Raw genomic sequence first — 13,254 nt, 5'->3', positions numbered from 1 at the left:
GGTTGCGCTGATCAGTAGGGTGCGGGCCATGACACAGTCCGGACCGGCCGTCGGTGGCGAGCTGCGGCGCACTCTCGGTGTCCGGGACGCCGTGGTCGTCGGGCTGGGCTCGATGGTCGGGGCGGGGATCTTCGCCGCCCTGGGGCCCGCCGCGCGCGCCGCCGGGTCGGGTCTGCTGCCCGCCCTCGCCCTCGCCGCCGTCGTCGCCTACTGCAACGCCCGGTCCTCGGCGCGGCTGGCGGCCCGCTACCCGGCCTCGGGCGGCACGTACGTGTACGGCAGGGAGCGGCTGGGCGCGTTCTGGGGGTACCTCGCCGGCTGGTCGTTCGTGGTCGGCAAGACGGCGTCGTGCGCGGCGATGGCGCTCACCGTGGGCGCGTATGTGTGGCCCGGGCAGGCGCACGCCGTGGCGGTCGCCGCCGTCGTCGCGCTGACGGCCGTGAACTACGGCGGCGTGCAGAAGTCGGCGTGGCTGACCCGGGTGATCGTGGCGGTCGTGCTGGCCGTGCTCGTGTGCGTCGTCGTGGCCTGCCTGGGGTCGGGGGCCGCGGACACGGGGCGGCTGGACGTCGGGGCCTCCGGCGGCGTGGGCGGGGTGCTGCAGGCGGGCGGTCTGCTGTTCTTCGCCTTCGCCGGGTACGCCAGGATCGCCACCCTCGGTGAGGAGGTACGCGATCCGGCGCGCACCATTCCGCGGGCGATCCCGCTGGCGCTGGGCATCGCGCTGGGCGTCTACGCGTGCGTGGCGGTGGCCGTCCTCGCCGTACTGGGCGCGGACCGGCTCGGCGACGCGGGCGCGCCGCTGGCCGACGCGGTGCGGGCGGCGGGGGTGCCGGGGCTGGCGCCGCTCGTGCGGGCGGGGGCGGCCGTGGCGGCGCTGGGCTCGCTCCTCGCGCTGATCCTGGGCGTGTCGCGGACGACGCTGGCGATGGCCCGGGACCGTCATCTGCCGGGGGTGCTGGCCGCCGTCCATCCGCGCTTCCGGGTGCCGCACCGGGCGGAGCCGGCGGTGGGCGCGGCGGTCGCGGTGCTGGCCGCCACGGTGGACGTCCGTGGCGCGATCGGCTTCTCGTCCTTCGGCGTCCTCGCGTACTACGCCGTCGCCAACGCCTCGGCCTGGTCGCTGACTCCGGCGTGGCACACGCGCGTGGTGCCCGCCGTCGGCCTCGCGGGCTGCGCCGCCCTGGCCTTCGCCCTGCCGGGTCTGTCCGTGGCCGTCGGCGCGGGGGTGCTGGCGGTGGGCGCGGCGGCGTACGCGGTGCGGCGGTGGGTGGGCCGCGGATAGGCCGCGTACGGCCCCCGCGCGTGGCCGTTGGTCAGCGCGCCGCGAACGGCTCGTCCGTGCGGACGATGTCGCGGCCCAGCGGGAACAGCGAGACGGGGATCAGCTTGAAGTTGGCGATGCCGAACGGGATGCCGATGATCGTGACGCACAGGGCGATGCCCGTGACGATGTGGCCGATGGCCAGCCACCAGCCCGCGAGGATCAGCCACAGGACGTTGCCGACGCAGGAGGGCGCTCCGGCGTCGCCGCGCTCCACGGTGGTGTACCCGAAGGGCCACAGCGCGTAGACGCCGATGCGGAAGGCCGCGATCCCGAAGGGGATGCCGATGATCGTGATGCAGAGCAGCACGCCGGCGAGGAGATAGGCGAGGAACAGCCAGAAGCCGCTCAGGACCAGCCAGATGACGTTCAGAATGGTTCTCACAGCGGGCGACCTGCCATCTTCTCGAGCCGGGCGATGCGTTCCGCCATCGGCGGGTGGGTGGAGAACATCCTTGACAGTCCCTGACCCGCGCGGAAGGGGTTCGCGATCATCATGTGGCTGGCCGTCTCGATGCGCGGCTCTGGCGGCAGCGGCAGCTGCTGCGTGCCCGTCTCCAGCTTGCGCAGGGCGCCGGCGAGGGCGAGCGGGTCGCCGGTGAGGCGGGCCCCGGAGGCGTCGGCCTCGTACTCACGGGAGCGGCTGATGGCGAGCTGGATGACGCTGGCGGCGATCGGGCCGAGGAGCATGATCAGCAGCATGCCGAGCAGGCCGGGGCCTTCGTCGTCGTCCGAACGGCCGATGGGGATGAGCCAGGCGAAGTTCACCAGGAACATGATCACCGAGGCGAGCGCGCCGGCCACCGACGAGATCAGGATGTCGCGGTTGTAGACATGGCTGAGCTCGTGGCCGATGACGCCGCGCAGCTCCCGCTCGTCGAGCAGGCGCAGGATGCCGTCCGTGCAGCACACGGCGGCGTTGCGCGGGTTGCGGCCGGTCGCGAAGGCGTTGGGCGCCTCGGTCGGTGAGATGTACAGGCGCGGCATGGGCTGGCGGGCCTGCGTGGACAGGTCGCGGACCATGCGGTAGAGCCCCGGCGCCTCGAACTCGCTGACCGGGCGGGCCCGCATGGCGCGCAGGGCCAGCTTGTCGCTGTTCCAGTACGCGTACGCGTTGGTGCCCAATGCCACCAGGACGGCCACGATCAGGCCCGTACGGCCGAAGAAGCTGCCGATGACGATGATGAGTGCGGACAGCCCCCCGAGGAGTACTGCCGTCCTGAGCCCGTTGTGCCGGCGGTGCACGGTACTCCCTCCAAGTGGTGCGGCAGGGGAACCCTTTGCCTGCTGATCTGCGGTATCCACCGAGGTCGTGGTGTCACGTCCAGTGGACCCTCCCGCTCTGGTCAACGCCAGGCGGGGGCCGCCAGTTCCCCTGCGTTCGCGGGGTGCCCTGCGCCACTCGGGTGAGGGCCCCCGCGCCACCGTCAGAAAAGGGCCGTGTCCGCGAAGTGCAGGACCATCTGCGGTGCGCCGGACAGCGCGACGCCGACGACCGCGGTGAGGGCGAGCGCCGCGGTGAGCGGGGCCGGGACGCGGTGGCGGGCGGCCTCGCCGTCGGGGGCGCGGAACAGCAGGGCCGTCCACTGCAGGTAGTAGAACAGCGCGATCACCACGTTGACGGCCATGATCACCGCGAGCCACCCGAGGCCGGCGTCGACGGCCGCCGAGAAGACGGTGACCTTGGCGAACAGGCCGATGATGCCCGGCGGGAGGCCGGCCAGGCACAGCAGGAAGAAGGCCAGCAGGAGGGCGGTGAGCGGGTTGGTGGCGTACAGGCCGCGGTAGTCCGTGAGGCGGTTGAGCACGCGCGTGCGGCCCACCAGCGCGGCCACCGCGAAGGCGCCGAGGTTCACGGCGCCGTACATGAGGGCGTAGGCGACGGTGGAGCCGATCGAGTGCGCGGGGTCGTCCGTGTAGGCCGCGGCGGCGATCGGGACCAGCAGGTAGCCGGCCTGGCCGACGGAGGACCAGGCGAGCAGTCGTACGGCGCTGTACGCGCGCGTGGGCTGCTGGCGCAGGGCGCCGACGTTGCCGACGGTCATGGTGAGGGCGGCCAGCACGGCGAGCGCGGGGCCCCAGGCGTCGGCGTACGACGGGAGGGCGACGACGGTGACGAGGATCAGGCCGGAGAAGCCGACGGCCTTGCCGACGACCGACAGATAGGCGGCGATCGGCAGCGGCGCGCCGACGTAGGTGTCGGGCACCCAGAAGTGGAAGGGGACGGCCGCGGTCTTGAAGGCGAAGCCGATGAGGGTGAGGACGACGCCCGTCTGGGCGAGGGTCTGGAACTGGCCGTCGACGTGCTGGATGCGGTCGGCGATCTGCGTGAGGTAGAGGGTGCCGGTCGTCGCGTACAGGAAGCTGACGCCCATGAGGCTGACGGCGGTGGCCGTCACCGACGACAGGAAGAACTTCAGGGCCGCCTCGGAGGACCGCTTGTCGCCGTGGCGCAGGCCGACCAGGGCGAAGGCGGGCAGGGAGGCGACCTCCAGGGCGACGATCAGTGTGGCGAGGTCGCGGGAGGCGGGCAGCAGGGCGGCGCCGGCGGCGGAGGACAGCAGCAGGAACCAGTACTCGCCGTCGGGCAGTTGCTTGCGGGCGTCCTTCAGGGCGGTGACCGACAGCAGCGCGGCCAGCAGGGCGCCGCCGAGGACGAGCAGTTGGATGACGAGGGTGAAGCGGTCCGCGGTGTAGCTGCACGCGTCCTGCCGGGCGGGCAGGCAGAAGGTGGACCGGTCGCCGTCGAGGATCGGCAGCAGCAGGAGCGCGGAGGCGGCGAGTCCGGCGACGGAGATCCAGCCGAGGACGGCCTTCTTCGCGTCCGGCACGAACAGGTCGGCGACGAGGACGGCCAGGCCGACGACGGCCGTCAGCGTGGGCGGCGCGATGGCGAGCCAGTCGACGGACTGGACGAGGGACTCCGCCACGGGCCGGGCGAGCGGCAGGGCCGGGGAGCTCATCGGGTGCCTCCTGCGAAGAGCTGCTGCACGGCCGGGTCGGTCAGTCCGAGCAGGGCCTTGGGCCACAGGCCCGCGACGACGGTGAGGACGACGAGCGGCGTCCAGGCCGCGAACTCGTACGTCTGGACGTCGGCGAGCTTCGGGGTGTCCTGCGGTACGGCGCCCATGCAGACGCGGCGGACCACGACGAGCATGTACGCGGCCGTCAGCAGGGTGCCGAACGCGCCGATCGCCATGAAGGTGAGGAAGGCGGGGCGGCTGAGGTCGGCGGCGGGTTTGAAGGCGCCGAACAGCGCGAGCATCTCGCCCCAGAACCCGGCCAGTCCCGGCAGGCCGAGCGAGGCGACCGCGCCGAAGGCGAGCAGGCCGCCCAGGCGCGGGGCCTTGCCGTACAGCGCGGCTCCGGTTCCCTCGGCCAGGGTGTCGAGGTCGGTGGTGCCGGTGCGGTCCTTCAACGCGCCGACCAGGAAGAACAGCAGGCCGGTGATGAGGCCGTGGGCGATGTTGGCGAACAGGGCGCCGTTGACGCCGGTCGGGGACATCGTGGCGATGCCGAGCAGGACGAAGCCCATGTGGCCGACGGAGGAGTAGGCGATCAGCCGCTTGAGGTCGCCCTTCGCGCCCTGTTTGGCGAGGGCCAGGCAGGCGAGGGATCCGTAGATGATCCCGACGACGGCGAGGGCGGCGAGGTAGGGCGCGAAGGTGTGCATGCCGTCCGGGGCGATGGGCAGCAGGATCCGGACGAACCCGTACGTACCCATCTTCAGCAGGACACCGGCCAGCAGGACCGAGCCGACGGTCGGCGCGGCGGTGTGCGCGTCGGGCAGCCAGCTGTGCAGCGGCCACATCGGCGTCTTCACGGCGAGCCCGATCCCGATCGCCAATACGGCGATGACCTGCACGGACGTGCTCAGCGACCGGCCGTTGTCAGTGGCGAGTGCCACCATGTCGAATGTGCCCGCTCGCAGCCCGATCAGGAGCAGGCCGAGCAGCATGACGACCGAGCCGAGCAGCGTGTACAGGATGAACTTCCACGCCGCCGCGGCCCGGCCCTCGCCGCCCCAGCGGGCGATGAGGAAGTACATCGGGATCAGGACCGTCTCGAAAGCGAGGAAGAACAGGATCAGGTCGAGGACGGCGAAGGTGGCGAGGGTGCCGGACTCCAGGACCAGGATCAGGGCGACGAAGGCCTTCGGGGACGGGCCCGCGGGCCGCTTGAAGTAGGAGTACAGCGCGCTGAGGAAGGTCAGCAGCGCGGTCAGGACCAGAAGGGGGAGGGAGATGCCGTCGATGCCGAGGTGGATGCGCACGTCGAGTGCGGGGATCCAGCTGATGTCGGTGCTGGCCTGCATCTTCGACGGATGGTCGTGGTCGAAGCCGAGCGCGAGGACGATCGCGGCGATGAGGATCACGCCGGTCACGGTCACACCGTGGCGGAGCACGGCCTGCTCCGGGGACTTCCCCTTCAGCCCGGGCGGGGCCGGCAGGAGAGCGGCGACCGCGCCGAGGAGCGGGCCGACGACGACGAATGCCAGAAGGAACTGCATCACGGACTCGTTGATATCGATCACGCCTGCTCACGCTCCCGTGGCGACGAGGACGGCGGCGACCGCGAGGACCACGGTGCCGGCGAGCAGCGCGCTCACATAGGTCTGCACATTGCCGGTCTGGGCGCGCCGCACGGCAGCCCCGAGCCAGCGGGGTAGGGCGCCCGCGCCACGCACATAGGTGTCGACGACCTCCCGGTCGAGGAACCTGACGAGGCTCGCCCCGGCCTGCACCGGACGCACGAACAGCGCGTGGTAGACGGCGTCCAGGTGGAAGCCGCCGACCGCGTGCCGGTGCAGCGGACCGAGCAGCAGGCGCCCGGGGTCGGCCGGGTCGGGGGCGTCGGCGATGTCCCCGTAGGCAGGCGTGTGGGTGGCGATGGCCTCGGCCTCGACGAGACCGGCGTCGCCCTCGGGATGGGCGGCGACCGCGCCGAGGGGAACGCGGGCGGCGCGTGCGGTGGTGTGGCGCCAGGCCGCGTAGGTGACGATGCCGCCGGCCAGCGCCACGCCGGTGCCGAGGACGGAGGTGGTCAGGGCCGGGGCGAGGGAGCGGCCGTCGAACCAGTCGGGCAGCAGCCGGTAGGCGAGCCCGCCGAGCGCGAGGGAGGGCACCGCGAGCACCCACAGCACCACGGTCATGGTCAGCGGCTGCCGGCCGTGGTCCGGGGCCTCGGTGCCGTGGCCCCGGAAGGCCAGCAGCCACAGGCGCGTCGCGTACGCGGCGGTGAGCAGGGCGGTGACCAGGCCGGCGACGAGGACGATCCAGCCGGCCGCGCCGGGTGCGTGCGCGGTGTGGCCGGTGGCCACGTGCTCGGCGGCGCCGAGGACCGTCTCCTTGGAGAAGAAGCCGCTGAACGGCGGGATCGCGGCGAGCGCGAGCAGCGCCACGGTCATCGTCCAGTAGGCGTCCGGGACGCGGTCGCGCAGGCGGCCCATGCGGGACATGGCGGCCAGCGAGTTGGTGCCGGCGGCGTGGATGACCGCGCCGGCGGCGAGGAAGAGCAGCGCCTTGAAGGCGCCGTGCGACAGGAGGTGGAAGACGGCGGCACCGCGGTCGCCGACGGCGAGGGCGCCGGTCATGTAGCCGAGCTGGCCGATCGTCGAGTAGGCGAGGACACGCTTGATGTCGTCCTGGGCGAGCGCGGCGAGGCCGGAGCCGGCCATCGTCACGGCGGCCATGACGGCGAGGACGACCATCGCGGCCTGGGAGGCCTCGAAGACCGGGAGGAGACGGGCGACGAAGTAGACACCGGCGGCGACCATCGTCGCGGCGTGGATCAGCGCGGAGACGGGTGTGGGGCCCGCCATCGCGTCGGGGAGCCAGGTGTGCAGCGGGAACTGCGCCGACTTGCCCGCCACGCCGGCCAGGAGCAGCAGGGCGATCAGCGTGGGGTGGTCCAGGCCGCCGTTCGCGACCGCGCCGAGGATCTTGGTGATGCGGAACGAGCCGGTGTCGCCGGCGAGGACGAACAGGCCGATCAGGAAGGGGACGTCGCCGAGCTTGGTGACCAGGAAGGCCTTGATCGAGGCGGCGCGTGCCTCGGGGGTCTCCCAGTAGTGGCCGACCAGGAAGTAGGAGCAGATGCCCATGACCTCCCAGCCGACCAGCAGCACGATCAGGTCGCCGGAGTAGACGACCAGCAGCATCGCGGAGGTGAACAGCGAGACCAGAGCGGCGTAGGACGCGTAGCGCGGGTCGTCGCGCAGGTAGCCGGTGGAGTAGACCTGCACGCAGGTCGCGACGACGCCGACGAGGACGGCGACGAGCGCGGCGAAACCGTCGATGTGCAACGCGAGGTCGATCGGCACCGAGCCGGTCGGGGTCAGCCCGGTGGCGGCGTCGATCGCGGCGCCCCCGCCCTGGTCCGCGGCGACCGCGACGGCCAGCGCCGCGGCGGCGAGCGTCGGCAGGATCGCGAGCGGGCGCACGAACCCGGGTGCGGTGCGGCCGAGCAGCAGGCCGGCGGCGGCGCCGAGGAACGGCAGGAGGGGGACGAGGACGGCGAGGGTGGTCGTGGTCACGCGGTGGCCTCAGCCTTCTCGGTCGCGTCGGCCGTGAGGGCGTCGCCGCGGGAGCCGTCGGGCTCTGGGCCCTCGGCGGTGTCGCGGAGCCGGTCGATGTCCGAGGTGCCGCGGTTGCGGTGAACGGCCAGGACGATCGCCAGGCCGATGCCGATCTCGGCGGCGGCGATGGCGATGGTGAACAGGGTCAGGGCCTGCCCGGAGTGCAGGGTCTCCTCGGCGGCCTTGCTCAGCCACACGTCGAAGGCGACGAGGTTGAGGTTGACGGCGTTGAGCATCAGCTCGACCGACATCAGCACCAGGATCGCGTTGCGGCGGGCGAGGACGCCGTACAGGCCGGTGCAGAAGAGGAGGGCGGACAGGACGGCGGGGTAGGCGAGATGCATCAGGCGCCTTCCTTCCCGGCGGCCGTGGCGCGGGCGGCATCGGTGCCGGCCTCCGCCACCGCCTCCGCCACCGCCTCTGCCTTCGCCTTGCGGGACAGCACGATCGCGCCGACCAGCGCGGCGAGGAGGAGGACGGAGAGGGCCTCGAAGGGCAGCACCCAGTTCTGGAACAGGCTCGCGCCGGTGACCGCGGTGGAACCGGCGGCGGGGCCGTCCAGGTCGATCCAGGTGGTGCGGAAGGCGTCGACGACCACCCAGACCAGGGCGGCCGCGGCGGCGACCGCCACGGTCAGGGCGGCCCACCGGTTGCCGGAGTCGGCGTCCGGGGAGCGGCCGATGGGGGCCCTGGTGAGCATCAGACCGAACAACAGGAGGACGACGACGGAACCGACGTAGATGAGGACCTGCACCCAGGCGATGAACTCGGCCGTCAGCAGCAGGTACTCGACGGCGAGGCCGCCGAGGGTGACGACGAGCCACAGCGCGGCGTGCACCAGCTGCCGGGTGGTGACGGTGACGAGCGCGGCGCCGAAGGTGAGCAGGCCGACCAGGACGAAGGCGATCTCCACGCCGGACGGGGAGAGGAAACCGTGGGAGCCGGTGGCGGTCGCGGTGGCCGTTGCGGCGGCGAGGGTCACGACGTTCCCTCCTGCTCGTCACGGGCGGCGGCCAGCTTCTCGGCACTCTTGCGGGCGGCCGACAGCTCCTTCGGCTCCTCGGCGCCCGGGTCGAGGGCGGGCGGGGCCGGGACGGTCCACATCCACTCGCGCAGCTTGTCGCGCTCGTGGGTGAGGTCGCGGATGTCGGTCTCGGCGTACTCGAACTCCGGGGACCAGAACAGCGCGTCGAAAGGACACACCTCGATGCAGATACCGCAGTACATGCACAGGGAGAAGTCGATCGCGAACCGGTCGAGGACGTTGCGGCTGCGCTCGCGGCCGCCGGGGGTGGCCGCGGGAACCGTCTCCTTGTGGGAGTCGATGTAGATGCACCAGTCGGGGCACTCACGGGCGCAGAGCATGCAGACCGTGCAGTTCTCCTCGAACAGGCCGATCACGCCGCGGGTGCGCGGCGGCAGCTCGGGCTGGACCTCCGGGTACTGGTCGGTGACGTGCTTCTTCGTCATCGTGCGCAGGGTGACGGCCAGGCCCTTGGCCAGGCCGCTGCCGGGAATCGCCATAGCTACTGGATCACCACCTTGACGATGCCGGTGAGGGCGATCTGGGCGAGGGAGAGGGGGACGAGGAGAGTCCAGGAGAGCTTCTGGAGCTGGTCCTCGCGCAGCCGCGGGTAGGTGACGCGCAGCCAGATCACGATGAAGGCGAGGACCGCGGCCTTCAGCAGGGTCCACACCCAGCCCAGGCCGTCGGCGCCCCACGGGCCGTGCCAGCCGCCCAGGAAGAGGACGGTGGTCAGGCCGCACAGGACGATGATCCCGGCGTACTCGGCGAGCAGGAACAGGGCGAAGCGCAGGCCGGTGTACTCGGTGTACGCGCCGAAGATGATCTCCGAGTCGGCGACGGGCATGTCGAACGGGGGCCGCTGGAGTTCAGCGAGGCCGGCGACGAAGAAGACGATCCCGCCGACGATCTGCCAGGGCAGCCACCACCACCGGAACGCGTCGAGGATGCCGGGGAGCGACACCGTGCCGGCCGCCATCGCCACCGAGGCGGCGGTGAGCAGCATCGGCAGTTCGTAGGCGAGGAGCTGCGCGGCGGTACGCAGACCGCCGAGGAGGGAGAACTTGTTCGCGCTGGCCCAGCCGGCCATCAGCGAGCCGAGCACGCCGACGCCCATCACGGCGAGGGCGAAGAAGACGCCGGCGTCCAGCACCTGACCGACCGCGCCCTCCCGCGGCCCGATCGGGATGACGAGCAGCACGAGCAGATACGGCAGCAGCGCGACGGCCGGCGCGAGCTGGAAGACCCGGCGGTCGGCGCCCGCGGGGACGATGTCCTCCTTCTGCGCGAACTTCACGCCGTCGGCGATCAGCTGTGCCCAGCCGTGGAAACCGCCGGCGTACATCGGGCCGAGGCGGCCCTGCATGTGGGCCATGACCTTGTGCTCGGTCTGGCCGACGATGAGCGGGAAGGTGAGGAAGACGACGAAGACGACCACGAGTCGCAGGGCGACGTCGACAGCGCCGTTCACTGCGGGCCTCCTGCGGGGTCGTGGGGGGTGCGGGGGTCTTCAGGGTCTTCAGGGTGTTGGGCTGCGCCGGTTCTGCCGGTTGCCGTGCCGGGGTCCGTGCCGGTTTCCGTGCCGGGGTCCGCGTCGTCGCGGGTCGGCTGCGGCTGCGGCTGGGGTTCCGGTTCGGGCTGGGGCTTCGGCTCGGGGTGGCGCTCCGGCTCCGGCTCCGGCTGGGGCTCCGGCTCGGGCCGGCGCTTCGCGTCGTCGAAGGCCGGGCGGGCGTGGTGCCACGGGGCGTCCGAGCTGCGGGGAGCCGGCCGGGCGGGGCTCGCGGGTGCAGTGGGCTCCGCAGCCTTCGGCTCCGTCGGCGTCGGCTCCGGCTCCCTCGGCTCCGGCTCCGTCGGCGCGGGCTGGTCCGCCTCGGACCGCTGGGAGGCCGAGCCCTGCGAGGCGCTGCGTGCCCGGCGCGGGCGTGCCGGGGCCGGGCCGGGTTCGTGCGCCACCGAGGCCTCGGCGGCCGGGCCCTCCGCCGCCGCTCGGGAGGCGTCGCCCTCGGTCGCGTCCTGCTTGCGCGTCGCCGCGTCCACGTCCGCGTCGGTGTGTGCGTCCGCGCGCCCCGCGACGGCATCGCCGCTGCCCTGATCGGCCTCAGCCGCCGACCGTGCCGCGGCCTGTTCCGCCTGGGCCGGCTGGGCCCCCTGATCCAGCTGGGCCGCCTGGTCCGCCGAACGTCCTGCGGCCTGGCCGGCCGATCCCTCGCTCGCGCTGCGCGTCCGGCGCGGTCGCGCGGGCGCTCCGGCAGGCGCTCCGGGGGCGGTCTCCGGGGCCCCGGCGTCCGCCTCGGTCCCCGCCGTCTCGGAAGTCGCCGCCCCGGCCTGGCTCACCGAACCCTCGGACGCCGTGCGCATGCGGCGCGCCGGCCGCTCCCCCGCCGCGGCACGGCCGGCACCGGCAGCACCCGCGGCACGTTCGGCACCGGCGGCACCCGCGGCGCGCCCCGCACCCGCCGCGCGCCCCGCACCGGCAGGGCCTGCCGCGCGGGCCGCTCGGGCCGGGCGGGCCGGGGCGGGCGGGAGCTGGCCCTTGAGGGGGCCCCACTCGTTGGGGTCGGGGACGCCCGGCGGCAGCATCTGGCGGCGCTTGGGGCCGCCGTGCTCGGACTCCCCCGGCTCCTTGGCGCCCGGCCAGGCCTTGGCGACCCGGGCGGCCAGGACGAAGTCCTTGCGCAGCGGGTGGCCCTCGAAGGTGTCGGGCAGCAGCAGGTGGTCGAGGCCGGGGTGGTCCTCGAAGCCGACGCCGAACATCTCGTGCGTCTCCCGTTCGTGCCAGGCCGCGCCCGCGTACACCGAGACGGCCGACGGCAGCACCGGCGCCTCGTGCGGCACGGTGGTGCGCACCAGCAGGCGCCGCACGGGGCCCAGCGCCGCCACGTGCGCGGCGACGCGGAAGCCGACGCCGGGCTCGTCGACCGCGCTGAGCCAGTCGAAGTAGGTGCAGCCCAGCCGGTCGCGGGCGGTCCGAAGCGCCGTGAGCCAGGACGCCGGCGGGACGTCGACGGTGAGGACGTCGTAGGACTCCTCGGCCGTCGCCTCCGTACCGAAGAGGTCCTCGACGTCGGCGGGCAGCCAGCCGGTCGTACCGCTCATCGGTCCTCCCCGGAACCCTGGCCCGGCGTGGCCGGGGGTCGCACCAGGCCGCTCTGCAGCGCCGCGGTCGAGGGCCGGGTGGCGCCGTGGCCGTAGCGCTCGCCGAGGGACTCGCGGGCGATCTTCTCCTGGAGCTTGAGGATGCCCTGGAGCAGCGCCTCGGGCCGGGGCGGGCAGCCGGGGACGTACACGTCGACGGGGAGGATCTGGTCGACGCCCTTGGTGACGGAGTAGGAGTCCCAGTACGGGCCGCCGCAGTTGGAGCAGGCGCCGAAGGAGATGACGTACTTCGGCTCGGGCATCTGCTCGTACAGGCGCTTGACGGCCGGGGCCATCTTGTCCGTGACCGTGCCCGAGACGACCATCAGGTCGGCCTGGCGCGGGCCCGGCGCGAACGGGATGACGCCGAGCCGGATGAAGTCGTGGCGGGACATCGACGCGGCGATGAACTCGATCGCGCAGCAGGCCAGGCCGAAGTTGAAGACCCACAGCGAGTAGCGGCGGCCCCAGTTCAGGACCACCTTCATCGGCTCGGGGGCCAGGCGGGCGAGCGTGCCCAGCCTCTTCGGCTCGGGAAGCAGCACGGGCTGGGGGACAACGGGCTCCGCGGCAGCCGGGTTCACGTCCGTGCCGGCCGGGTTCACGTCCATGCCAGGACGCCCTTCTTGTACGCGTACAGCAGGCCTACGGCGAGGAAGCCGAGGAAGATGAACATCTCCACCAGGGTGGCCGCGCCGTAACCGGGCGCGGCGAAGACCGTCGCCCAGGGGAAGAGGAAGATCGAGTCGACGGCGAAGACGACGTACAGGAACGCGTAGACGTAGTAGCGGACCTGGGTGTGGGCCCAGCCCTCGCCGACGGGGTCCACGCCGCACTCGTACGTCAGGAGTTTCTCGGGCGTGGGCACGACGGGCCGCAGCAGGCGGCCGGCCCCGAAGGCGACGGCGACGAAGAGCACGCCGACGACGGCGAGCAGTCCCACGACCGAATAGGAGTGGAAGTAGTCCGCCGCGACGACGACGGTCATATCCCGCACGTCCGTCTCCTCGCTCCCTGGCTTCGTGTTTCTCGGCTCTCGACGACCGCCGAGGTGTTCGACGATCTGTACGCACGGGAGTCTAGGCCCTGATAAAGAGGCGGTAAGCAGCCCGTCACGCCTTGAGACGCGCGGCCAGGGGGCAGGGTGGGGCGACGGTGGGGGCGGGGGTGGGGTTTTCCCCACCGGGGCGAGGC

13 protein-coding genes are annotated in these 13,254 nt (G+C 72.9%); 1 reads left to right on the top strand and 12 read right to left on the bottom strand.

The features are described from left to right. The first annotated feature begins 28 nt into the window (after positions 1-28). On the top strand, positions 29-1,285 hold the full coding sequence (locus AC0B9F_RS21170; RefSeq protein ID WP_472004834.1) for an APC family permease: 1,257 nt from the start codon (positions 29-31) through the stop codon (positions 1,283-1,285). Positions 1,286-1,316: 31 nt separating this feature from the next. On the opposite strand, the gene AC0B9F_RS21165 is transcribed toward AC0B9F_RS21170, so the two are convergent. The 12 genes from AC0B9F_RS21165 to AC0B9F_RS21110 all read right to left on the bottom strand — a co-directional run bounded on the left by AC0B9F_RS21165 (position 1,317) and on the right by AC0B9F_RS21110 (position 13,048). Then, a complete protein-coding gene (locus tag AC0B9F_RS21165) occupies positions 1,317-1,709 on the bottom strand; it encodes a YccF domain-containing protein (RefSeq protein ID WP_472004832.1) in 393 nt (130 codons plus the stop codon). Beyond that, positions 1,706-2,569 (bottom strand): zinc metalloprotease HtpX, encoded by an 864-nt coding sequence (gene htpX / locus AC0B9F_RS21160; RefSeq protein ID WP_472004830.1) that lies wholly within the window; start codon positions 2,567-2,569, stop codon positions 1,706-1,708. Before htpX ends, AC0B9F_RS21165 begins: the two co-directional genes overlap by 4 nt. Positions 2,570-2,751: 182 nt before the next feature. Then, the gene (locus AC0B9F_RS21155; protein WP_472004828.1) at positions 2,752-4,287 is read right to left on the bottom strand and encodes an NADH-quinone oxidoreductase subunit N; all 1,536 of its coding nucleotides are present in this window, start codon (positions 4,285-4,287) and stop codon (positions 2,752-2,754) included. After that, entirely contained in the window at positions 4,284-5,858 is a 1,575-nt protein-coding gene (locus AC0B9F_RS21150; RefSeq protein ID WP_472004827.1) for a complex I subunit 4 family protein, read from the bottom strand. The genes AC0B9F_RS21155 and AC0B9F_RS21150 overlap by 4 nt, the downstream gene beginning before the upstream one ends. 6 nt (positions 5,859-5,864) lie before the next feature. Further along, positions 5,865-7,859 (bottom strand): NADH-quinone oxidoreductase subunit 5 family protein, encoded by a 1,995-nt coding sequence (locus AC0B9F_RS21145; protein ID WP_472004825.1) that lies wholly within the window; start codon positions 7,857-7,859, stop codon positions 5,865-5,867. Next, complete coding sequence (nuoK, locus tag AC0B9F_RS21140) at positions 7,856-8,245, bottom strand: NADH-quinone oxidoreductase subunit NuoK (RefSeq protein ID WP_472004823.1); 390 nt, start codon at positions 8,243-8,245, stop codon at positions 7,856-7,858. Before nuoK ends, AC0B9F_RS21145 begins: the two co-directional genes overlap by 4 nt. After that, positions 8,245-8,883 (bottom strand): NADH-quinone oxidoreductase subunit J family protein, encoded by a 639-nt coding sequence (locus tag AC0B9F_RS21135; protein ID WP_472004821.1) that lies wholly within the window; start codon positions 8,881-8,883, stop codon positions 8,245-8,247. The genes nuoK and AC0B9F_RS21135 overlap by 1 nt, the downstream gene beginning before the upstream one ends. Then, positions 8,880-9,425 carry a NuoI/complex I 23 kDa subunit family protein gene (locus AC0B9F_RS21130; RefSeq protein ID WP_472004819.1) on the bottom strand — a complete coding sequence of 182 codons (546 nt, stop codon included), beginning with the start codon at positions 9,423-9,425 and terminating at the stop codon, positions 8,880-8,882. The genes AC0B9F_RS21135 and AC0B9F_RS21130 overlap by 4 nt, the downstream gene beginning before the upstream one ends. Before the next feature lie 2 nt (positions 9,426-9,427). After that, positions 9,428-10,396: a complex I subunit 1/NuoH family protein gene (locus tag AC0B9F_RS21125; protein ID WP_472004817.1), complete on the bottom strand. Its 969-nt coding sequence runs from the start codon at positions 10,394-10,396 to the stop codon at positions 9,428-9,430. After that, entirely contained in the window at positions 10,393-12,021 is a 1,629-nt protein-coding gene (locus AC0B9F_RS21120; protein ID WP_472004815.1) for an NADH-quinone oxidoreductase subunit C, read from the bottom strand. The genes AC0B9F_RS21125 and AC0B9F_RS21120 overlap by 4 nt, the downstream gene beginning before the upstream one ends. Next, on the bottom strand, positions 12,018-12,671 hold the full coding sequence (locus tag AC0B9F_RS21115; protein ID WP_472004813.1) for an NADH-quinone oxidoreductase subunit B: 654 nt from the start codon (positions 12,669-12,671) through the stop codon (positions 12,018-12,020). Before AC0B9F_RS21115 ends, AC0B9F_RS21120 begins: the two co-directional genes overlap by 4 nt. After that, positions 12,662-13,048, bottom strand: coding sequence for an NADH-quinone oxidoreductase subunit A (locus tag AC0B9F_RS21110; RefSeq protein ID WP_472005318.1), 387 nt, complete (start codon positions 13,046-13,048; stop codon positions 12,662-12,664). The genes AC0B9F_RS21115 and AC0B9F_RS21110 overlap by 10 nt, the downstream gene beginning before the upstream one ends. Positions 13,049-13,254: the final 206 nt, after the last annotated feature.

Source organism: Streptomyces sp. NPDC097129 (assembly GCF_055668065.1).
The sequence above is the reverse complement of the archived record's forward strand: the minus strand, read 5'-3'. Positions and strand labels throughout refer to the sequence as shown.